We start from the raw sequence: 19789 nt of genomic DNA, 5'->3' as shown, positions 1-19789 counted from the left end.
CTCCTCGTACGCGATCTTGGTCCGTCCCGAACGTTACCCGCCAGGTCGGCGGGCCCGCCGAGCGCCCGCGTGAACAGGCCGTCAAGAATTCGCGGCGACCCGTCAGAACGACGTATCGGCGGGCGCTGGGCCGCCGCCGGGTGGTGACGATGGGGCCATGAGTCCTTGGCGGATGACGCGCTGGGAACGTGGCAACCTGACACCCGGCGCCGACGACGAACTCCCCGCCCGCGATGGCGGAACCGGCCCGGCGCGACCTCCCGCGTTCGGGACGGACGAGCCGGCCCGCCGGCACGAGGCGCTGGTCAGCGTCCGGCTCGGCCCGTCCGCGCCCGGCAGTCACCTGGTCGAGTACCTGCGGCACGAGCCGTGCGCCGTCGCCGCGTGGTGGATCGCCGCCGACGTCGATGCCGTGGTGCGGCTCTCCGCCGACAGCATGACCGTGCTGCACCGCGCCGTGGCCGACCTGCGCCGCCGCGCGGGGGTGGAGGTGGTGGTGGCGCACTCGATCCTCCGCGCGCTCGACCTGACCACGCCGGCGGACCCGCGTACCCCGCAGGATGCCCCGGCCTGGGTGGTGTCCGCCGCATGAGCCGCCCAGACGTTGCCCGCCGGATCGTGGTGGGCGTCGACCGGTCGTTCGCCGGGATGCAGGCGCTGCGCCGCGCTGTCCAGTTGGCCCGCCGCGACGGCGCGCACCTGGACGCCGTACGCGCGTGGGTCTTCGCGCCGACCTGGCGGCCCGGCACGCTGACCTGGCGCTGGCAGGACGAGTGCGACAGGGCTTCCCTGGTCTACCTGCGCGGTGTCTTCGACGCGGCGCTGGGTGGCATGCCCCGGGACGTGGCCGTACGGCTGGTGGCGACCCAGGGGTACGCCGGGCAGGTGCTGGTCGACCACGCACACCGGGAGTCCGACCTGCTCGTCGTCGGCAGCCCCGAGCGCGGCCGGTTCGGCCGGTCGCCCGGCCACGTCACCCGGTACTGCGTGGAACGGGCCACCGTGCCGGTCGTCGCGGTCCCCGCGCCGTCCTGGGCGCGGGCCGCGACGATCCGCCGCTTCGCCCGTGACCTCGAACGTTTCAGCCGATGACCGCCGCACGTGCGGCACGAATGGAAAGGACCAACCCGACCATGGACGAGGCCCCGATAATTTACGCCGTTCCGGTGCGGGATCTGCCGGGACGGCAGGTGCGGACGGTGCGAACCGGCCGTTCGCCGCAGGGGCAACGGGTGGGGATCGCCTTCACCCGGGTCGAGCTGCTGGCCGCTGCGATGGGCGCGGACCAACCGTGGGAGGAACTCTGCGAGTCGGCGTTGCGCGGCATGTTGCGCCCGCTCGGCATCGACCGGATCCAGGTCGACCCGCTGCTGGTGGCGCCACCGCTCGGGGAGGGCGTCGGCGACCGGACGGCACCGACCGCGCCGGGCCGGATTCCTCCCGTACCCGCCCTGGCGGCCGTCGGAGGCGACCGGGTCAGGGGCGGTAGCGGTATCCCATCCCCGGCTCGGTGATGAGGTGGCGGGGGCGGGCCGGGTCGTCCTCAAGCTTGCGCCGTAGCTGGGCGAGGTACTGCCGCAGGTAGTTTGTCTCGTTCTGGTATTCCGGCCCCCACACCTCCTGGAGGAGCTGCCGTTGGCTGACCAGCTTGCCGGGATGCCGGAGCAGCTTCTCCAGCACGCTCCACTGGGTGGGCGTCAGCTTGACCTCGGTGCCGTCGTCCCGCCGTACGCTGTGGTCGGCCAGATCAACGGTGTGCTGGCCGATGCGCAGCGCGGGCACCGCCTCGCTCGACGTGCCGAGCCGCCGGGTCACCGCGCGGATGCGGGCCAGCAGCTCCTCCACCCCGAAGGGCTTGGTGACGTAGTCGTCGGCCCCGGCGTCGAGCGCCGCCACCTTGTCCTCGCTGCCGGCCCGGCCGGAGAGCACGATGATCGGCACGGCCGTCCATCCTCGTAGGCCACGGATCACCTCCACCCCGTCGATGTCGGGCAGGCCGAGGTCCAGCACCACCAGGTCGGGCGGGTGGGTGGCGGCGGCCTTCAGGGCGGCGGCACCGGTGCCGGCGACGTCCACGTCGTACCGGCGGGCACGCAGGTTGATCCGCAGGGCACGCAGGATCTGCGGTTCGTCGTCGACGACCAGGATGCGGGTCATTCCTGCGGCCCCTCCGAGCTGGTCTGCGCGGCGGGCAGCCGCAGCACAAGGGTGAGCCCACCACCGGGGGTGGTCTCGGGGGTGATGCTGCCACCCATCGCCTCGACCAACCCCCGGGACAGGGCAAGACCGAGACCGACACCGGTCTGGTTGTCCCGGTCGCCGAGGCGTTGGAACGGCAGGAAGACGTTCTCCCACTGGTCCTCCGGGATGCCCGGCCCCCGGTCGATCACCCGCAGCTCGACCTGCCCGGCGTGCGCGCTGGCGGTGATCGTGGGTGGCTCGTCGGGCGGGCTGTAGCGCAGCGCGTTGGCGACGATGTTGACCAGCACCCGTTCCAGCAGGCCCGGGTCGGCGGTGGCGGCCGGCAGGTCGGCCGGGATGTCCGTCCCGACGGTCGCGGCCGCCGGGCCAAGTTCGTCCAGCGCCAGGGGTACGGCGTCCTCCAGGCCGATCGCGGTCGCCGTGATGCCGAGGACGCCGGCCTGGAGGCGGCTCATGTCCAGGAGGTTGGCGACGAGCCGGGCGAGACGGTCCAGCGACTCCTCGGCGGTCTCCAGCAACTCCTCCCGGTCCTGCTCGTCGAACTCGATGTCCTGGCTGCGCAGACTGGTCACGGCCGCCTTCGCCGACGCCAGTGGCGTACGCAGATCATGGCTGACCGCGGCGAGCAGCGCGGTGCGCATGCGGTCGGCCGCGGCGAGGGGTTTGGCGGTGGCGGCCTCCTCGGCGAGTCGCTCCTGACGCAGCGCCACGGCGGCCTGGGCGGCGAACGCCTCGACGATCCGCCGGTCGGCGGCCTCCAGTCGTCGGCCGCTGAGCACCACGGTGATCCGCTCGTCGACCGGTACCGCCGTCTCACCACTGTCGGGCGTGCAGGCCGGCTGCTCGCCGACGCTGGCCACGACGCACCAGGCGTGCTCCTCACGGGCGCGCTCGGGGCGCCCACTGGCCTCCTCGGCCAGCTCCAGCACGCTCACCGCCCGCAGCCCAAAGGTCTCCCGGAGCTGGTCCAGCAGGGCGGGCAGGGGACGTTCGCCGCGCAGCACGCCACCGGCGACGGCGGCGAGGGTCTGCGCGTCGGCGGCGGCGCGGGCGGCCTCCCGGGTACGTCGGGCGGCCACGTCGACGACCCAGCTCACCGCCAACGCCACGCCGACGAAGACGGCCAGGGCGAGCAAATTGTCCGCCTCGGCGATGGTCAGCGTGCGAAACGGCGGGGTGAAGAACCAGTTGAGCAGCAGCGATCCGCCGAGCGCGGCGACCAGGGCGGGCCACACCCCGCCGACCAGGGCGACCCCGACGACCCCGGCGAGGAACAGCAGGATGTCGTTGGTCAGCGTCAGATCGGGCAGGGTCCTCAGCAGCAGGGTGAGCAGCGGCATCCCCAGCACGGCCAGGGCGAACCCGAGCAGCCGCCGACGCCGCGACAGCGCCGCCGGCACCGCCGCTGCCCGGCGGCCCTTGCCGGCCTGCTTGTGGGTGACCAGGTGCACGTCGATCGACCCTGAGAGCGCGGTGGTGGTCATCCCGACACCCCGGGCGAAGAACTGCGCGAAGCGGCCCCGTCGGCTGGCACCGAGCACCAGTTGGGTGGCGTTCACGCCACGGGCGAAGTCCAGCAGCGCGGCCGGCACGTCGGTGCCGAGCACCTGGTGGTAGGTGCCACCGAGGCTCTCCACCAGCACCCGCTGGCGGGCGAGCTGGGCCGGGTCCGCGCCGGCCAGGCCGTCGCTGCGCGAGACGTGCACGGCGAGCAGGTCGGCGCCCTTGCTGCGGGCCGCGACGCGGGCCGCGCGACGGATCAGTGTCTCGCCCTCCGGGCCGCCGGTCAGGGCCACCACGACCCGCTCCCGGGCCTCCCAGGTGGCGGCGATGCCCTGCTGGCTGCGGTACCGGTCGAGCTGCTCGTCGACCTTGTCGGCCAGCCAGAGCAGCGCCAGCTCGCGCAGCGCGGTGAGGTTGCCGACCCGGAAATAGTTGCCCAGCGCGGCGTCGATCTTGTCGGGGCGGTAGATGTTGCCGTGTGCCATCCGGCGGCGCAGCGCCTCGGGGGTCATGTCGACCAGCTCGACCTGCTCGGCGGCGCGGACGATCTCGTCCGGCACGGTCTCCCGCTGGGTGGTGCCGGTGATCTGCGCGACGACGTCGTTGACGGACTCCAGGTGCTGCACGTTGACCGTGGACAGCACGTCGATGCCCGCGTCGAGCAACTCCTGGACGTCCTGCCAGCGCTTGTCGTGCCGCGAGCCGGGCACGTTGGTGTGTGCCAGTTCGTCGACCACCGCGATCTCCGGCCGGCGGGCCAGCACCGCGTCCAGGTCCATCTCGGTGAACTCGGCGCCCCGGTAGGTCATCGCGCGGCGGGGCACCTGCTCCAGGTCGCCGAGCATGGCGGCGGTGTGCGGACGGCCGTGGGTCTCCACGAAACCGATGACCACGTCGGTGCCGCGCGCGGCACGCCGCTGGGCCTCCTCCAACATGGCGTACGTCTTGCCGACGCCGGGGGCGGCTCCGAGGTAGATGCGCAGTTCTCCGCGTGGCACGGGAACATCCTTCCTGGTGGGGATCGCCGATGCGGGAGACCGGGCGAGGCCGTCCCCGTGGAACGGCCTCGCCCGGTGTCGTGCTCAGAGCCTGCTCAGCGTGCCGGGAACTGCTTGTCCAGCGCGATGTTCAGCTCCAGCACGTTCACGCCCGGCTCGCCCATGAAGCCGAGCCCTCGTCCGCCGGTGTGCTCGTCCACCAGCTTGCGGACCGCTGCCGGGTCCGCGCCGCGCTCCCGCGCGACGCGGTTGACCTGCAACTCGGCGTACGCCGGGCTGATCTGGGGGTCGAGGCCGCTGCCGCTGGCGGTGACCGCGTCGGCGGGCACAGCCGGGTCGGCGGGGGCGTTGCCGCGGATCGGGGTGACCAGCCCGCCGGCGGCCACGTAGTCCTCGCCGGGTTGGGCCAGCTCCACCGGCACCCCCTCGTACGAGGACACGAACGGGGTGGCCGGGGCGGTCTGGTTGACGCTGACCACGCGGGTGACCGGCCCGGTCAGACCGTCGGCGCGGAAGACCGCGAGCACGGCACCCACCCCGTCGTCGGTGCAGAAGGGGCGACGGCCGTCGACGCCGTCCAGCTCGCCGACGGACTTGCTGCGCCCGCACACCTGGGTGAGCAGGCTCTCGCTGGACTCCTCCGGGTCGGTGGCGATGGTGTCGACCACGCTCTCCGGGCCGAGGTTGCTGGCCGAGGTGGAGGTCGGGTCGTAGCCGTCACCGGCGGCCGAGGGGCGGGACTGGAAGTAGCGCGGGACGGGGTTGCCGTCGGCGTCGGTGAAGGACTGGCCGATCAACGAGCTGCCGATCGTCGTCCCGCCCGAGGTGATCAGCGAGCCGTCGGCCTTGTGGTTGAGGCCGGGCAGCTGACCAACCGCTACCAGGGCCAGCGGGTAGACCAGGCCGAGCAGCACCGTGAAGACGAGTACGGCGCGCAGGGCGGCGAGGTGTTGGGCGATCCAGGTGGGTAGGCGCATCACGAAATCCCCGGGATGAACTGGATGAGCAGGTCGATGAGCTTGATCCCGATGAACGGCACGATGATGCCGCCCAGTCCGTACACCAGCAGGTTGCGGCTGAGCAGCTTCGACGCGGCGGCCGGCCGGTACCGCACACCCCGCAGGGCGAGCGGGATCAGCGCGATGATCACCAGGGCGTTGAAGATGACCGCGGACAGGATCGCCGACTCCGGGCTGGACAGCCGCATGATGTTCAGCGCGTCCAGGCTCGGGTAGAGGCCGGCGAACATGGCCGGGATGATCGCGAAGTACTTCGCGATGTCGTTGGAGATGCTGAACGTGGTCAGCGCACCCCGGGTGATCAGCAACTGCTTGCCGATCTCCACGATCTCGATCAGCTTGGTCGGGTCGGAGTCGAGGTCGACCATGTTGCCGGCCTCCTTGGCGGCCGACGTGCCGGTGTTCATGGCCACGCCGACGTCGGCCTGCGCGAGCGCCGGGGCGTCGTTGGTGCCGTCACCGGTCATCGCGACCAGCCGGCCGCCCTCCTGCTCCCGCTTGATCAGCGCGAGCTTGTCCTCCGGCGTCGCCTCGGCCAGGAAGTCGTCCACCCCGGCCTCGTCGGCGATGGCCTTCGCGGTACGCGGGTTGTCGCCGGTGATCATCACGGTACGGATGCCCATCCGGCGCATCTCGTCGAACCGCTCCCGCATGCCGGACTTGACGACGTCCTTGAGGTGGATGACGCCCAACGCGCGGGCGGGCTCACCGTCGATGTGCTCGGCGACGACCAGCGGGGTGCCGCCGGTGCCGCTGATCGCGTCGACGATCTCGCCGACCTCCTCGGTCGGGTGACCGCCGTTCTCCCGTACCCACTTCATGACCGCCGCGGCGGCGCCCTTGCGGACCCTCCGCGCCGTCTCGACCGCCCCGCCGTCGACGCTGGCGTCCGGCGTCAGGTCGACGCCGCTCATCCGGGTCTGCGCGGTGAACGGTACGAAGGTGGCGTGCGGCATGACGCCGGGCTCGCGCTCGCGCAGCCCGAACTCGTTCTTGGCCAGCACCACCACCGAGCGCCCCTCCGGGGTCTCGTCGGCCAGGCTGGAGAGCTGTGCGGCGTCGGCCAGGGTCGCGGCGGTGACCCCTTCGACGGGTACGAACTCGGCGGCCTGCCGGTTGCCCAGCGTGATGGTTCCGGTCTTGTCCAGCAGCAGGGTGTTGACGTCGCCGGCAGCCTCGACGGCCCGGCCGCTCATGGCCAGCACGTTGCGCTGCACCAGCCGGTCCATTCCGGCGATGCCGATGGCGGAGAGCAGCGCGCCGATGGTGGTGGGGATCAGGCAGACGAGCAGCGAGATCAGCACCACCCCGGTGACACCGGAGTCGGTGATCGCCCCGCTGTCCGGCGCTGCCGCCTGGTACGCCTTGGAGAAGATGGCCAGCGGCTGAAGGGTGACCACGGCCAGCAGGAAGATGATCGTGAGCGCGGCGAGCAGGATGTTCAGCGCGATCTCGTTCGGCGTCTTCTGCCGGTTGGCGCCCTCGACCAGGGCGATCATCCGGTCGATGAAGCTCTCCCCGGGCTTCTGGGTGATCTTCACGATGATCTGGTCGGAGAGCACCTTCGTGCCACCGGTGACCGCGCTGCGGTCGCCGCCGGACTCGCGGATGACCGGGGCCGACTCGCCGGTGATGGCCGACTCGTCGACGCTGGCGATGCCCTCGACGATGTCACCGTCGCCGGGGATGATGCCGCCCGCCTCGACCAGCACGATGTCGCCCTGGCGCAGTTGCGGTGCGGGCACCGCCTCGTCGCGGTAGGTGTTGGCGCGGGCACCGGGCTTCCAGTCGAGCAGCCGGGTGGCGATGGTGTCCTGCTTGGCCTGCCGCAGCGCGGCCGCCTGGGCCTTGCCCCGGCCTTCGGCGACCGCCTCGGCCAGGTTGGCGAAGAGCACGGTCAGCCAGAGCCAGACGGTGATCGCCCAGGCGAACACCGACGGGTCGGTCACCGCCAGGACGGTGGTGAAGGCCGCGCCGACTTCGACGATGAGCATCACCGGGTTGCGCCACATGGTGGCCGGGTTGAGCTTGCGTACGGCGTCCGGCAGGGACCGGATCATCTGCTGGGGGTCGAGCAGGCCCCCACCGACCCGGTTGCCCTGTGTGGCAGGGGTGCCGGGGAGTTGCTCTGTTGGCGCGGACGTGACGGACATGTCCTCGTTCCTCATGATGGTCAGAGCCCTTCCGCCAGCGGGCCGAGCGCGAGCGCGGGCAGGAAGGTCAGCGCGACGAGGACCACGGTGACGCCGACGACCATTCCGATGAACAGCGGACGGTGGGTCGGCAGGGTGCCCTCGGACGCGGGGGTGGGTGCCTGGCGGGCCAGCGAGCCGGCCAGCGCGAGCACGAAGATGATCGGGAGGAAGCGGCCCAGCAGCATGCACAACCCGAGCGCGGTGTCCCACCAGGTGGTGTTCACCGTGATGCCGCCGAAGGCGGAGCCGTTGTTGTTGCTGGCCGAGGTGAACGCGTAGAGCACCTCGGAGAGGCCGTGCGGCCCGACGTTGAGCGCGGTGGAATTGTTGCCGGTGGCGAACGCCGCCGCCGTGCCGACCAGCACCAGGATCGGCGTGATCAGGAAGTACAGCGAGGCGAACTTGATCTCCCGCGAGCCGATCTTCTTGCCCAGGTACTCCGGGGTGCGGCCCACCATCAGGCCGGCCACGAAGACGGTGATCACCGCGAGGATGAGCAGGCCGTACATGCCGGAGCCGGTGCCACCGGGGGCGACCTCGCCGAGCATCATGTTGAACATCGGCATCATGCCGCCGAGCGGAGTGAACGAGTCGTGGAACGAGTTCACCGCACCGGTCGAGGTCAGCGTGGTGGCGGCGGCGAAGGTGGCCGAGTTCGACACGTCGAACCGGACCTCCTTGCCCTCCAGCGCGGCACCGACCGCCTGCGGCACCGTGCCGTGCCCGGCCAGCTCGAAGGCGTTGGTGATGACCACGCTGGCGAACGCCAGGATGCCCATCACCGCGGCGATGGCGTAGCCCTGACGGTTCTGCCCGACCATCCGGCCGAAGACCCGGGGCAGGCTGAACGGGATCAGCAGGATCAGGAAGATCTGCAACCAGTTCGTCCAGGTGGTGGGGTTCTCGAACGGGTGGGCGCTGTTGGCGTTGTAGAAGCCGCCGCCGTTGGTGCCCAGCAGCTTGATCACTTCCTGGCTGGCGACCGGACCACCGGTGATGGTCTGGGTGCCGCCGGTCAGGGTGGTCACGTCGGTGCCGGCCGAGAGGTTCTGCACCGCGCCGCCGATCATGAACGCGATGGCGCCGAGCACCGCGACCGGCAGCAGGATCCGCAGCGTGATCCGGGTCAGGTCGACCCAGAAGTTGCCGAGCTGCCCGGTGCGGCTGCGGGCGAAACCGCGCACCAGCGCGACCGCCACCGCGATGCCGACCGCCGCCGAGACGAAGTTCTGCACCGCCAGGCCGGCCATCTGCACCAGGTGGCCCATCGTCGACTCACCCGAGTACGACTGCCAGTTGGTGTTGGCCACGAACGACACGGCCGTGTTCCACGCGCCGTGCGGCACCACCGGGTCGAAGCCCAGCGACAGCCACAGGTGGTTCTGCACCCGCTGGAGCAGGTACAGGAACAGCAGCGAGATGGCCGAGAACGCCAGCACGCTGCGGGCGTACACGCCCCAGGTCTGCTCGGCGGCCGGGTTGACCCCGACCAGTCGGTAGATCCCCCGCTCGACCCGGGACTGCCGGGTGCCGGAGACCACCCGGAACATGTAGTCGCCGAACGGCTTGTAGACGGCCACCAGGGCCGCCACCAGCGTCAGCACGAAGATGACGCCCGCTGTTGTCATGGTCATCAGAAGCGCTCCGGAAACAACAGGGCGAACACCAGGAACGCGCCCAGGACGATCGCGAGCACCAGACCGACGGCATTGACCGCGTTCACAGCTTCTCCACCGCCCGGACCACCAGGGCGAGCGCTGCGAACAGCGCCACCGTCAGGACCACGAACACCACGTCAGACACGCTGACTCCTCAGACCGGAAAGGTTCGTCGCGACCGCCTCCCGGTCGCGCCGGGCAATCAAAGCCCCGCCACACGCCGAACGGCAGGGGTCATGACGCGACCATGACGGAGGCGAACCGTTTCTTGACGCGGTTTTCACGCCAGCCCATCAAATGGGTGGAAAACGACACAAAACACCCACAGAGCCGGGCGCGGGAGATTCGGTGCGAAGCGGGCGGTCAGCCCGGGGGTGCAGGGGCGGGGTGTTGCGGCAGGCGGGTCAGGCCGGGCGGCGGGCCACCAGCACGTCACGCATGATCGACTGGTCCACCCGGTGCCGCAGCGCGCGGTAGGGCTCCGCGTCGACCACGCTCAGGCCGGCGTCGGCAAGCGCCGCCGCCGCGTCGTCCCGGCTCGCGACGTGGGTGTTCCAGGAGATGCCGAGCGCCCCGCCGGGGCGCAGCAGCCGCGCCCAGACCGGCGCGGCGTCCGCGAGCAGCGCCAGCGGATCGCGCGAGAGACCCTGATCGGCGGTACGACTGCCGTGCTGTACGCCGTACGGCGCGTCCGCGACGATCAGGTCGACGGTCTCCGGGCGGAAGAACTCCGCCGACCGGGCGGTGTCGGCGTTGACCACGTCCAGCAGTTGCGTCCGGCCCGCCTTGTGCTCCTCGCGGGTCGGTGCCAGCTCGATCCGCACCCGTCGGCCGACGACCTTGCGCTCCCGCCGCACCGGCCCCGATTCCAGCACCCGGTGCTTGACCCGCTTCTGCTTCAGCCAGGTGGTGATGAACGCCCGGTACGCCTCGACGTCCTTCTGGTCGCGCTCCACCCCGGCGGCGTCGAAGCCGTACATCAGGGCCTGGTTGAGGGTGGTGCCGCGACCGCACAGCGGGTCGAGCACCCGGAACCGCCGGCTGGTCAGCTCGCCGGCCCAGTCCGAGGCGAGCAGGGTGACGTTGAGCAGCAGCTTGGTGAACTGCTCGTTGGTCTTGCCCGGGTACTTCTGGATGGTGAGCAGGTCGTCGTCGTAGCGGTCCAGCCGGCTCCACTCGATCGGGCGCAACAGCTCGCCGACGATCTCGAACAGCGCGTACCCGGCGGAGAGATTGCCCAGCGCGGCCAGATCCCGGTCGGTCAACCCGTCACCGGTGAAGGTGACGTAGTTCGCCCCGCCGACGATCGTGGTGTCCAGTTCACCGATCTTGCCGTCGAGCGCCGACCGGCCGAAGATCTCCAGCTCGGCCCGGGTGAGGTCGATGGCGGAACGGGCGTACACCCGGTTGGTGGCGGGCAGGATCAGCAGGCCGTAGCGCGTCATGGTCCGGCGAGTATTCCACAACCGGCCCTGGTCGCCGGGAACCGGAGCGGCGGCCGGACCGACTATCCGTACATGGGGTGTGAGCAGTGGCGGGAGGTTCTGTCCGCGCAGTTGGACGGCGAGGAGACCGCCGCCGAACGGACGGCGGCGCAGGGGCACCTCGACGGGTGCGCCGAGTGCCAGGTCTGGTTCACGGCGGTGGCCGCGGTGACGCGCCGGGTGCGTACCCGGTTGGTCACCGACGTGCCCGACCGTACCGAGGCGATCCTGGCCGCCGCCGCCGTGGCGCCGGCCCGCCAGCCGTGGTGGCGGCGCATGGTGGGACGCGGCCGACTGGTCGCCGGGCTGCGCGCGGCGCTCGGGCTGCTCGGCGCGGTGCAGTTGGTGCTCGGCCTGGCCCAGGTGGGCCGGGGCGCGGCCGCCGACCACCTGCACCCCACCGGCCAGCACCTGTGGCACGAGTCGGCCGCCTGGAACGTGGCGGTGGGTGCCGGCTTCCTCTTCGTGGCGGTACGCCGCAGCCCGCCGGCCGGCCTGCTGCCGATGCTCAGCGCGTTCGTCGGCACGCTGCTGCTGCTCTCGGTCAACGACCTGGCCACCGGCTCGGTGGGTGGGGAGCGGCTGGTCAGCCACGGCTTCCTGGTGGTCGGCTACCTGATCACCGTGCTGCTGTCCCGGCCCGGCCTGCGCCCCGGCGGACCCGCGCCGCAGCGGCAACCGGCGCCGTCACGCTGGCGGTTCCGCGCCGACGAGGTGGATCAGCCGCTGCGGGTGGTCCGCTCCGAGCCGCACCCGGGGCAGGCCGCCAACCGATTCGCCGCACCGGCGGCGCGCACCGGTCAGGCCGCCCCGGCGGCGCGCACCGGTCAGGCCGCCCCGGCGGCGCGCACCGGTCGCGGCGGCGACCGGCGCGCGGCCTGAGCGGGGCACTCAGCCCGGCGGTCGAGCCGGCCCGTCGATGACCTGCGGGATGACCTGTTCGACGATGGTCAGCAGCGTGGTGGTGAGCAGCAGGTGCACCTGCTCGCGGGTGAGCGCGCCGCGCTGGAGCCACTCCCGGGCGGTCGACGTGGCCAGACCGCAGTACGCCCGGACCATTCCGCGCAACTCCTCGTGGTGCTCCGCCTCGCCGGCCAGCCCGACGGCGACGAGCATCCGGTCCGCGGCGACCTCCTCGGCCTCGGCGAGCACCCGCTCCACGTCGGCGTCGCCGCCCATCCCCCGGGCGGTGACGGCGGCCAGCCAGGAGGTGCTGTGCCGGGACACCACGTCGAGGAACCAGGTGACGCTGGCGTCGACCCGGGTCCGCAGGTCACCCTTGGGCAGCCGCTCCAGGGCCACCTCGGGGATGGTCACCATGACCCGGACGACCTCCAGGTAGAGGTCCTTCTTCGCACCGAAGTAGTGGTTGACCAGGCCCCGGGCGACGCCTGCCTCGCGGGCGACGTCGGTGGTCGACACGTCCGCGTACGGGCGCTCGCCGAACAGCCGGACCGCACAGGCCAGGATCTGCCCGCGCCGGGCGTCCGGCTCCAGACGGCGGCGGCGCGGAGCCGTCTCGACACTCATCTGCCCGACCTTATCGGCAGCTCACGGCGTCGACCCGCGACGCGAACCATCGCCGTACCTTGATCGACTCGCCGTCCCTGAAATCGGGGTGTCCCCATGCCGCTGATAGCCCGATATCAGGGAAGCCGAGTGGATCAAGAGTTGTTGACATGCTGCCAACAGCGCGCGAGGGTGATGGACATGCCGACGCCCGACGGTCCCCCCTCGCCCTGGCGGCAGCCGGAGCACGACGACCTGGCCGACCTGGCCCGCACCTTCTTCACGAAGGAGGTGCTGCCGCACACCGAGCGCCTGCTGGCCCAGGGCCACCCGGACCGCGAGCACTACCGGCGCGCCGGGGCGCTGGGGCTGCTCGGCCTGTCCGTCCCGGAGGAGTACGGCGGCGGGGGCGGCGGCTTCACCCACGAGGCGGTGCTGCTGCACGAGCAGGCGTACACCGGGGAGAGCACCCTCGGGCTGGCCGTCCACAGTGGCATCGTCACCGGTTACCTGGTGGCGTACGGCAGCGAGGAGCAGAAGCGCCGCTGGCTGCCCGGCCTGTGCAGCGGCGAACTGGTCGGCGCGATCGCGATGACCGAGCCGGACGGCGGCTCCGACCTCCAGGCGATGCGTACCCGGGCGGTGCGCGACGGCGACGACTACCTGGTCACCGGCGCGAAGACGTTCATCACCAACGGTGGCCTGGCTGACCTGATCATCATGGCCGTGAAGACCGACCCCGACCAGCGTGCCTCCGGCATCTCCCTGCTGGTCTGCGAGGTCGGCGGCGACCCGGAGGGCTTCCGCCGGGGTCGACTGCTGTCCAAGATCGGGCTGCACGGCAACGACACCGCCGAGCTGTTCTTCGACGACTTCCGGGTGCCGGCGGCCAACCTGCTCGGCGGTGCCGAAGGGCTGGGCTTCATCCAGATGATGCAGCAGCTTCCGCAGGAGCGACTGGTCATCGGCGTCGGCGCGGTCGCCGCCATGGAGCGCGCGGTCGAGCTGACCGTCGCGTACGCCAAGGAACGCACCGCCTTCGGCAAGCCGCTGATGGGGCACCAGAACACCCGGATGGTGCTCGCCGAGTGCGCCACCCGCGCCCGGGTCAGCCGGGTTTTCCTGGACGACTGCATCGTCCGGCACAACCGTGGTGACCTGGACGTGGCGACCGCCGCCATGGCGAAGTCGTGGCTCACCGACGGCCAGTGCGAGGTCATCGACCGGTGTCTGCAGATCTTCGGCGGCTACGGCTACACCACGGAGTACCCGATCGCCCGGATGTACGCCGACGCCCGCGTCCAGAAGATCTACGGCGGCACCAACGAGATCATGAAGGAGCTGATCGCCCGTGTCCTCTGAGGCGCATGGCGGGCCGGGCGCTTCGGGGCGCGGGCCGCTCGCCGGGGTGCGGGTTGTCGAGCTGGCGAGTCTCGCTCCCGCGCCGTTCGGTTGCATGGTGCTCGCCGACCTGGGCGCGGACGTCGTGCGGGTGGACCGGCCGGGTGGCCCCGGCCCGGGGCGGCTGGCCGCGTTGACCGGCGGTCCGTTGCAGCGTGGCCGGCGGGTCACCGCACTTGACCTGAAGTCTCCGGCCGGCCTGGCGGACCTGCTGCGCCTGGTGGACTGCGCGGACGTGCTCGTCGAGGGGTACCGGCCGGGCGTGGCCGAGCGGCTGGGTTTCGGGCCGGAGGTCTGCCAGGCCCGCAACCCCCGACTGGTGTACGCGCGGATGACCGGCTGGGGCCAGGACGGCCCACTGGCGTCCCGGGCCGGTCACGACATCGACTACATCGCGGTGGCCGGGGCGCTGGAGCCGCTGGGTCGGGCCGGCGAGCGCCCCCACGCGCCGATGAACCTGCTCGGTGACTTCGGCGGCGGCGGCATGCTGCTCGCGGTGGGCGTGCTCGCCGCGCTGCTGGAACGGGAACGCTCCGGTGTCGGCCAGGTGGTCGACGCGGCGATGGTCGACGGGTCGGCGCTGCTCACCTCGTTCCTGCACGGGATGCTCCACGCCGGCACGTGGTCCGCCCCGCGCGGGCGCAACATCTTCGACGGCGGCGCGCCGTTCTACGACACGTACGCCACCGCCGACGGCGGGTTCATGGCCGTCGGTGCGGTGGAGCCGGCCTTCTACGCCGTGCTGCTGACGGCCCTTGGCCTCGCCGACGAGCCGGACCTGCCCGCCCAGTACGACCCGAGCGGCTGGGACGAGCTGCGCGGGCGGTTCACCGAGCGGTTCGCCGAGCGGACCCGGGACGAGTGGACGGCGGTCTTCGCCGACCTGGACGCCTGCGTCGCTCCGGTGCTCGCACCCGGTGAGGCGTACCGGCATCCGCACAACGCGGCCCGGGGCACGTTCGTGGAGGTGGGCGGCGAGGTCCAGCCGGCCCCGGCGCCGCGCTTCGGTCGGACGCCGCTCGGCCGGCCCGCTCCGGCACCGGACCCGGAGCGCGACACCCTGCCGGTCGACACGATCCTCGCCGACTGGCGGTGACTCCCGCAGCCCGGTCATCCACAGGGGATGTTCGCGCCTCGCGAGCGCGATGACCACGTTGGTACTGTCGCTGCCCGGGGAAGGACTGCGAGTCGCAGGGGGACGAGCATGGCGAGTGGGATCGATCCGTCCGGCCTGAGCCGGTCGCTCGAAGAGGCGATGCGTCTGCTGAGCCAGGCCACGGCCGCCACGTCGGCGCAGCCGGACGCCGACGACGACCGGGCTGCACCGACCGCCGAGCAGATGGTCGGTCGGGGCGTCGGCGGCAACGGTCTCGTCCAGGCCGAGGTCTCCGCGTTCGGTGGCCTGCGGAGCCTCGTGATCGACCCCGGCCTGTCCCGCGCCGGCACCAGCGCGATCGCCGAGTACGTCCTGGAGGCGGTCCAGGCGGCCCAGGCCGACGAGCGCGCCCGCCGAGTCGAGCTGACGGCGGCGGCGAGCGCCGACGGCGCGGCCCTGTCCCAGCAGCTCGAACGGGTCTCGGAGGACGCGTTCCGCGGGTTCCAGCAGATGATCGGCGACCTCGACGCGGTGACCCGCCGGACGGATCGTCGCTGAACCCATGGCGGACGGGATTGAGGTCGACCTCGAGGCTCTCCGCAGCGCGGCGGATGCGCTCGCCGCCACCGGCCAGCAACTGGGCGCGGAGGTCAGCGGGCTTGAGTCCACGGTGAACGGTGCGGGTAATCCGTGGGGCGCCGACGAGGCGGGGTCCCTCTTCGGCGCCGTGTACGTCGAGGTGCTGACGCACGCGCTGGACGTGTTCCGGTCGATGGGCGACCAGTTGCTGGAGGCCGCCGCCAACCTCGACCAGGGTGCCGACGCGCACGAGGCGACCGAGACCGCCAACGCCGAACTGTTCACCAGGATGGAGCTGCCCCGTGGGTATGCAGCTACCTCCTGAGCTCGCCGAGGCTCTGGGCTGGGTCGGTTTCACCTGGCCGACTGGCCGACGAGGAGCTGCTGTTCGAGGCGTCGCAGCTGTGGTTCGCGTTCGCCGGTCGGCTGCGTACGGCGACGGGTGAGGCGGAGGCGGGTGCCGCGACGGTTGTGGCGACCAATCCGGGCGCCGATGTCCGCGCGTTCGAGCAGGCCTGGCGCGGTGTGGAGGGCGCCCCGCGTCCCGATCCTGGCCAGATCTTCTAGGGGAGCAGATCGAGCATGGGTACGGACAGTTGGAAGGGCCACGTCAACGGGATCCTCTACGGGATCCAGTTCGACCGGACGCTCGACGATTCGGTGGTGTCCCGGGTCGCCGACGGGGTGGTCGGCGGGCTCTACCCGGGCGACCGGGCCGAGACGGTGGAAGCGCTCGACCAGGCGCTGCGCTACTCGGGCCCCCTCAACGACCAGGCCGAGACGCACCACAGCGAGGAGAGCATCCGCGCCTTCCTGACCCGGCTCTCCACCGCCCTGTCGGCCCGCGCTTCGAGTTGATCGGGAAGTTCGCGCGCCAGGGACGCGCGCCTCTTGATCGGCCGGCGGGGAACGTCGGTCGTGCCAAGGTCAACACGAGGTCGGCGACATCGCGGTATCCGGCTCGTGGGATACCGCAACTTCGGGGAACTGGTGTTGATCACGTCCCGCGAGTCCGGGCGGGCGGGCGTGCGGGCGGCAACATCCCCCGTTTCGTGCCTTCGGCACCGCTCGCGGCATGATCATGGAGCTGGGGCGGGCCGGAAAGCCCCGTCGGCAGCGGACCCAAAAAAGGAGGTGCCCGTGCCGGACGCGGACGAACTCGTCGCCAACGCGCTCGCGGCGGTGCGCGGCACCGACGTACGACAGGCCGAACGGCAGCTGGACCAACTGATGGTCGGCACCGGCGCGGCGGACGGCACCACGGCGGTGGATGCCGCCCTGCTGCGTCGCCTGCTCCGTGGCCTGGGGCGACTCTGGCCGCGTGGCTGGCAGCCGGTCGACCTGGACCGGATCACCACCCGGCGGCTCGACGCCCGGGCGGCCCGGCTGCTCCGTGACGCGATGGCCGCGCAGCGGCGCGAGCAGGCCGAGCCGGTCCCGGCCTGGTGGGACGAGCAACTGCGCGAGCTGACCGCCGGGGCCGACGACCGGGGCGTGCTGGCCGGCTGGTCAGCCCGGGAAGGGCTGGACCGGGCCGACGCGCTCCGCACGGCCGTGGACACCCTGGCGCTGGTGGAGAGCCTGCCGCCGATCGCGGTGCTGCGCCCGCCACCCGGGTCGGCCGGCGCGGCGACCGCCCGGCCGGCGGGTACGGCCCGGAGCGGGTCACCGATGCTGGACCGGGTACGGGCGCTGCTGGCCAAGGCCGAGTCGACGACCTTCCCGGCGGAGGCGGAGGCGCTGACCGGCAAGGCTCAGGAGTTGATCGCCCGGCACAGCATCGACGAGGCGCTGCTGGCCGCCGGCGCGGAGCGCGGCGACCTGCCCGGTGGGGTACGCCTGGGCACCGACACCCCGTACGCGGGAGCGAAGGCGCTGCTGGTGCAGGAGGTGGCGGCGGCGAACCGGTGCGAGGCGGTCTGGTCCGATGATCTCGGGTTCACCACCGTGCTGGGCTGGCCGGCGGATCTGGTGGCGGTGGAGTTGCTCTACACCTCGCTGCTGGTCCAGGCCACCGCCGCGATGCTGCGCGGGCGCGCCGAGCGCCGGCCGGGGTCGGGGCGACGCACGAAGGTGTGGGACGAGTCGTTCCTCAACGCGTTCGCGCTGCGAATCGGTGAGCGGCTGCGTACGGCCACCGAGGCGGCCGATCAGGCGGCGGCCAAGGCGACCGGGCCGGAGCGGTTGCTGCCGGTGCTGGCCGCGCGGAGCGAGGCGGTCCAGGAACGGCTGGACACCCTCTTCCCCGGCGTCACCCGGCACCGGCTCAGCGTCCGCGACGCCGAGGGCTGGTCGTCCGGCACCTCGGCCGCCGACCGCGCGTCACTGGACGTCGGCGGTGCCCGCAAACCCCGCCAGGTGCCCGGCCGACCCGACCCGCGCTGACCTCACCCGGCGTGGGACCGCCACCGGCGGGACTTTCTGCGATTTTCTTCGGTACGCGGTAGGGAACGGAGTGACGGCTCCGACCCTCCGGTGAGCCGCACCCCGGCCGGGGTGCGACCAGGACGCGAGGAGCATCGCCGTGAAGTACATGCTGCTGATCTGGAACCGCCCCGGCTTCACCGAGGAGCTTTCCGAGCAGGACCGCACCGCCCTGTTCGGCGAGGTCGACGAGATCATGAAGGAGCTGACCGAGACCGGCGAACTGGTCGGCGGGCAGGCGCTGGCCAACCCGGCGCAGACGTTGACGGTCCGGCGCGTGGACGGCAGCACCGAGGTCGTCGACGGGCCGTTCATGGAGAGCAAGGAACAGTTCGCGGGCTACCTGATGGTCGACTGCGACAGCCCGCAACGGGCCGCCGAGATCGCCGCCCGCTGGCCGGACGTCCGCTTCGGCGGCGCCATGGAGGTCCGCGCGATCATGGACGAGGCCGGGACGGAGATGTGACCGACGACCGGACGGTCGAGGATCTGCTGCGCACGCTCGCGCCGCAGGTCCTCGGCCTGCTGGTCCGTCGGCACGGCCAGTTCGACAGGTGCGAGGACGCGGTCCAGGAGGCCCTGCTCGCCGCCTCGACGCAGTGGCCCGAGCAGGGCGTACCCGACAATCCCCGCGCCTGGCTGCGCACCGTCGCCACCCGCCGGCTCACCGACGAGTGGCGCAGCGAGAGCGCCCGCCGGGACCGGGAGTTGGCGGTGGCGCTGCGCGAGCCGACATACGCGCCACCGGCCGACGCGGAGCCGGCGGTGGCGGACGCCGACGACACGCTCACCCTGCTCTTCCTCTGCTGCCACCCGGCGCTGACCGGCTCGGCGCAGGTGGCGCTCACCCTGCGCGCGGTCGGCGGTCTCAGCACCGCCCAGATCGCCCGGGCGCACCTCGTGCCGGAGGCGACGATGAGCCAACGGATCCGCCGCGCCAAGCAGCGGATCGAGGCGGCCGGCGCCCGGTTCACCATGCCCGCGCCGGGTGAGCGGGACGAACGGTTGCGCACGGTGCTCCGCGTGCTCTACCTGATCTTCAACGAGGGGTACACCGCGTCCAGTGGCCCGGACCTGCACCGGGCGGAGCTGACCGGAGAGGCGATCCGGCTGGCCCGCATCCTGCGCGGGCTGCTGCCCGACGACGGTGAGGCGGCCGGGCTGCTGGCGTTGATGCTGCTCACCGACGCACACCGGGCGGCCCGCGTCGGCCCGGACGGGGAGCTGGTGCCGCTGGCCGAGCAGGACCGCACCCGCTGGGACGCCGCCGCCATCGAGGAGGGGATCGCACTGATCACCGAGGCGTTGACCTGGTCGCCGCCCGGTCCGTACCAGATCCAGGCGGCCATCGCCGCAGTGCACGCGGAGGCGCCGACGGCCGCGGAGACGGACTGGCGGCAGATCGTCGCGCTGTACCGGCTGCTCGCCCGGATCGCACCGAACCCGATGGTCACCCTCAACCAGGCGGTGGCGGTGGCCATGGTGGACGGGCCTCGGGCCGGGCTCGCCCTGCTCACCGCACTGGACGCCGACGAGCGCACCGCCGGGCACCACCGGCTCGCCGCCGTTCGGGGCCATCTGCTGGAGCTGGCCGGGGAGGGCGGGGAGGCGCGGGACGCGTACCTGGCGGCGGCGCGCGGCACCACGAGCCTGCCCGAACAGCGCTATCTGGAGTTGCGGGCCGCCCGACTGGCCGCGCAGCGATGAGTTCCGGCGTTGGC

The 19789-nt window shown here is 72.3% G+C and carries 20 protein-coding genes; 12 read left to right on the top strand and 8 right to left on the bottom strand.

Features of this window, described 5'->3' with window-relative positions:
* Window positions 1-157 precede the first annotated feature (157 nt).
* From ABZ808_RS12485 to ABZ808_RS12475, 3 genes are read left to right on the top strand one after another with little or no spacing between them, the layout of a single operon-like run.
* Window positions 158-592 carry a hypothetical protein gene (locus ABZ808_RS12485; RefSeq protein ID WP_357004420.1) on the top strand — a complete coding sequence of 145 codons (435 nt, stop codon included), beginning with the start codon at window positions 158-160 and terminating at the stop codon, window positions 590-592.
* Window positions 589-1092 carry a universal stress protein gene (locus ABZ808_RS12480; protein ID WP_357004417.1) on the top strand — a complete coding sequence of 168 codons (504 nt, stop codon included), beginning with the start codon at window positions 589-591 and terminating at the stop codon, window positions 1090-1092. Before ABZ808_RS12485 ends, ABZ808_RS12480 begins: the two co-directional genes overlap by 4 nt.
* The gene (locus tag ABZ808_RS12475) at window positions 1089-1514 is read left to right on the top strand and encodes an SAV_915 family protein (RefSeq protein WP_357004415.1); all 426 of its coding nucleotides are present in this window, start codon (window positions 1089-1091) and stop codon (window positions 1512-1514) included. Before ABZ808_RS12480 ends, ABZ808_RS12475 begins: the two co-directional genes overlap by 4 nt.
* Here the strand turns inward: ABZ808_RS12475 and ABZ808_RS12470 are convergent.
* From ABZ808_RS12470 to ABZ808_RS12440, 7 genes are all read right to left on the bottom strand, one after another.
* The gene (locus ABZ808_RS12470) at window positions 1477-2157 is read right to left on the bottom strand and encodes a response regulator (protein WP_357004413.1); all 681 of its coding nucleotides are present in this window, start codon (window positions 2155-2157) and stop codon (window positions 1477-1479) included. The genes ABZ808_RS12475 and ABZ808_RS12470 overlap by 38 nt on opposite strands.
* On the bottom strand, window positions 2154-4703 hold the full coding sequence (locus tag ABZ808_RS12465; protein WP_357004411.1) for a DUF4118 domain-containing protein: 2550 nt from the start codon (window positions 4701-4703) through the stop codon (window positions 2154-2156). The genes ABZ808_RS12470 and ABZ808_RS12465 overlap by 4 nt, the downstream gene beginning before the upstream one ends.
* Window positions 4704-4798: 95 nt before the next feature.
* Window positions 4799-5680, bottom strand: coding sequence for a potassium-transporting ATPase subunit C (locus ABZ808_RS12460; protein WP_357004408.1), 882 nt, complete (start codon window positions 5678-5680; stop codon window positions 4799-4801).
* Window positions 5680-7875: a potassium-transporting ATPase subunit KdpB gene (gene kdpB / locus ABZ808_RS12455; protein ID WP_357004405.1), complete on the bottom strand. Its 2196-nt coding sequence runs from the start codon at window positions 7873-7875 to the stop codon at window positions 5680-5682. The genes ABZ808_RS12460 and kdpB overlap by 1 nt, the downstream gene beginning before the upstream one ends.
* A 20-nt stretch (window positions 7876-7895) precedes the next feature.
* Window positions 7896-9551, bottom strand: coding sequence for a potassium-transporting ATPase subunit KdpA (kdpA, locus tag ABZ808_RS12450; RefSeq protein WP_357004402.1), 1656 nt, complete (start codon window positions 9549-9551; stop codon window positions 7896-7898).
* Entirely contained in the window at window positions 9551-9640 is a 90-nt protein-coding gene (gene kdpF, locus ABZ808_RS12445) for a K(+)-transporting ATPase subunit F (protein WP_036390805.1), read from the bottom strand. Before kdpF ends, kdpA begins: the two co-directional genes overlap by 1 nt.
* Before the next feature lie 339 nt (window positions 9641-9979).
* Window positions 9980-11020 (bottom strand): SAM-dependent methyltransferase, encoded by a 1041-nt coding sequence (locus ABZ808_RS12440; protein ID WP_357004400.1) that lies wholly within the window; start codon window positions 11018-11020, stop codon window positions 9980-9982.
* Between the two features lie 72 nt (window positions 11021-11092).
* Between ABZ808_RS12440 and ABZ808_RS12435 the strand changes: the two genes are divergently transcribed.
* Window positions 11093-11941 (top strand): zf-HC2 domain-containing protein, encoded by an 849-nt coding sequence (locus tag ABZ808_RS12435; RefSeq protein ID WP_357004397.1) that lies wholly within the window; start codon window positions 11093-11095, stop codon window positions 11939-11941.
* Between the two features lie 9 nt (window positions 11942-11950).
* On the opposite strand, the gene ABZ808_RS12430 is transcribed toward ABZ808_RS12435, so the two are convergent.
* Complete coding sequence (locus ABZ808_RS12430; RefSeq protein ID WP_357004394.1) at window positions 11951-12589, bottom strand: TetR/AcrR family transcriptional regulator; 639 nt, start codon at window positions 12587-12589, stop codon at window positions 11951-11953.
* A 180-nt stretch (window positions 12590-12769) separates the two neighbouring features.
* Between ABZ808_RS12430 and ABZ808_RS12425 the strand changes: the two genes are divergently transcribed.
* The 8 genes from ABZ808_RS12425 to ABZ808_RS12390 all read left to right on the top strand — a co-directional run bounded on the left by ABZ808_RS12425 (window position 12770) and on the right by ABZ808_RS12390 (window position 19775).
* A complete protein-coding gene (locus tag ABZ808_RS12425) occupies window positions 12770-13930 on the top strand; it encodes an acyl-CoA dehydrogenase family protein (protein WP_357004391.1) in 1161 nt (386 codons plus the stop codon).
* Window positions 13920-15065 carry a CaiB/BaiF CoA-transferase family protein gene (locus ABZ808_RS12420; protein WP_357004388.1) on the top strand — a complete coding sequence of 382 codons (1146 nt, stop codon included), beginning with the start codon at window positions 13920-13922 and terminating at the stop codon, window positions 15063-15065. Before ABZ808_RS12425 ends, ABZ808_RS12420 begins: the two co-directional genes overlap by 11 nt.
* Before the next feature lie 108 nt (window positions 15066-15173).
* Window positions 15174-15623, top strand: coding sequence for a YbaB/EbfC family nucleoid-associated protein (locus ABZ808_RS12415; RefSeq protein ID WP_357004385.1), 450 nt, complete (start codon window positions 15174-15176; stop codon window positions 15621-15623).
* A gap of 4 nt (window positions 15624-15627) precedes the next feature.
* Window positions 15628-15969 carry a hypothetical protein gene (locus ABZ808_RS12410; protein ID WP_357004384.1) on the top strand — a complete coding sequence of 114 codons (342 nt, stop codon included), beginning with the start codon at window positions 15628-15630 and terminating at the stop codon, window positions 15967-15969.
* A gap of 257 nt (window positions 15970-16226) precedes the next feature.
* A complete protein-coding gene (locus tag ABZ808_RS12405; RefSeq protein ID WP_357004381.1) occupies window positions 16227-16502 on the top strand; it encodes a hypothetical protein in 276 nt (91 codons plus the stop codon).
* 282 nt (window positions 16503-16784) lie between these two features.
* Complete coding sequence (locus tag ABZ808_RS12400) at window positions 16785-18029, top strand: DUF2786 domain-containing protein (RefSeq protein ID WP_357004378.1); 1245 nt, start codon at window positions 16785-16787, stop codon at window positions 18027-18029.
* A 148-nt stretch (window positions 18030-18177) separates the two neighbouring features.
* Entirely contained in the window at window positions 18178-18534 is a 357-nt protein-coding gene (locus ABZ808_RS12395; RefSeq protein ID WP_357004868.1) for a YciI family protein, read from the top strand.
* Window positions 18531-19775 (top strand): DUF6596 domain-containing protein, encoded by a 1245-nt coding sequence (locus tag ABZ808_RS12390; RefSeq protein WP_357004376.1) that lies wholly within the window; start codon window positions 18531-18533, stop codon window positions 19773-19775. Before ABZ808_RS12395 ends, ABZ808_RS12390 begins: the two co-directional genes overlap by 4 nt.
* The last annotated feature ends 14 nt before the right edge of the window (window positions 19776-19789 follow it).

The organism is Micromonospora sp. NPDC047527 (assembly GCF_040643015.1).
In the GTDB taxonomy this organism is placed as follows: domain Bacteria; phylum Actinomycetota; class Actinomycetes; order Mycobacteriales; family Micromonosporaceae; genus Micromonospora.
This window is presented reverse-complemented; position numbering and strand designations above follow the sequence as displayed.

Bases quoted from the DNA above. Each gene is read 5' to 3' on its own strand.
- ABZ808_RS12485 (WP_357004420.1), top strand. From the start codon at position 158: ATGAGTCCTTGGCGGATGACGCGCTGGGAACGTGGCAACCTGACACCC.
- ABZ808_RS12480 (WP_357004417.1), top strand. From the start codon at position 589: ATGAGCCGCCCAGACGTTGCCCGCCGGATCGTGGTGGGCGTCGACCGG.
- ABZ808_RS12475 (WP_357004415.1), top strand. From the start codon at position 1,089: ATGACCGCCGCACGTGCGGCACGAATGGAAAGGACCAACCCGACCATG.
- ABZ808_RS12470 (WP_357004413.1), bottom strand. From the start codon at position 2,157: ATGACCCGCATCCTGGTCGTCGACGACGAACCGCAGATCCTGCGTGCC.
- ABZ808_RS12460 (WP_357004408.1), bottom strand. From the start codon at position 5,680: ATGCGCCTACCCACCTGGATCGCCCAACACCTCGCCGCCCTGCGCGCC.
- kdpB (WP_357004405.1), bottom strand. From the start codon at position 7,875: ATGTCCGTCACGTCCGCGCCAACAGAGCAACTCCCCGGCACCCCTGCC.
- kdpA (WP_357004402.1), bottom strand. From the start codon at position 9,551: ATGACCATGACAACAGCGGGCGTCATCTTCGTGCTGACGCTGGTGGCG.
- ABZ808_RS12440 (WP_357004400.1), bottom strand. From the start codon at position 11,020: ATGACGCGCTACGGCCTGCTGATCCTGCCCGCCACCAACCGGGTGTAC.
- ABZ808_RS12435 (WP_357004397.1), top strand. From the start codon at position 11,093: ATGGGGTGTGAGCAGTGGCGGGAGGTTCTGTCCGCGCAGTTGGACGGC.
- ABZ808_RS12430 (WP_357004394.1), bottom strand. From the start codon at position 12,589: ATGAGTGTCGAGACGGCTCCGCGCCGCCGCCGTCTGGAGCCGGACGCC.
- ABZ808_RS12425 (WP_357004391.1), top strand. From the start codon at position 12,770: ATGCCGACGCCCGACGGTCCCCCCTCGCCCTGGCGGCAGCCGGAGCAC.
- ABZ808_RS12415 (WP_357004385.1), top strand. From the start codon at position 15,174: ATGGCGAGTGGGATCGATCCGTCCGGCCTGAGCCGGTCGCTCGAAGAG.
- ABZ808_RS12410 (WP_357004384.1), top strand. From the start codon at position 15,628: ATGGCGGACGGGATTGAGGTCGACCTCGAGGCTCTCCGCAGCGCGGCG.
- ABZ808_RS12405 (WP_357004381.1), top strand. From the start codon at position 16,227: ATGGGTACGGACAGTTGGAAGGGCCACGTCAACGGGATCCTCTACGGG.
- ABZ808_RS12395 (WP_357004868.1), top strand. From the start codon at position 18,178: ATGCTGCTGATCTGGAACCGCCCCGGCTTCACCGAGGAGCTTTCCGAG.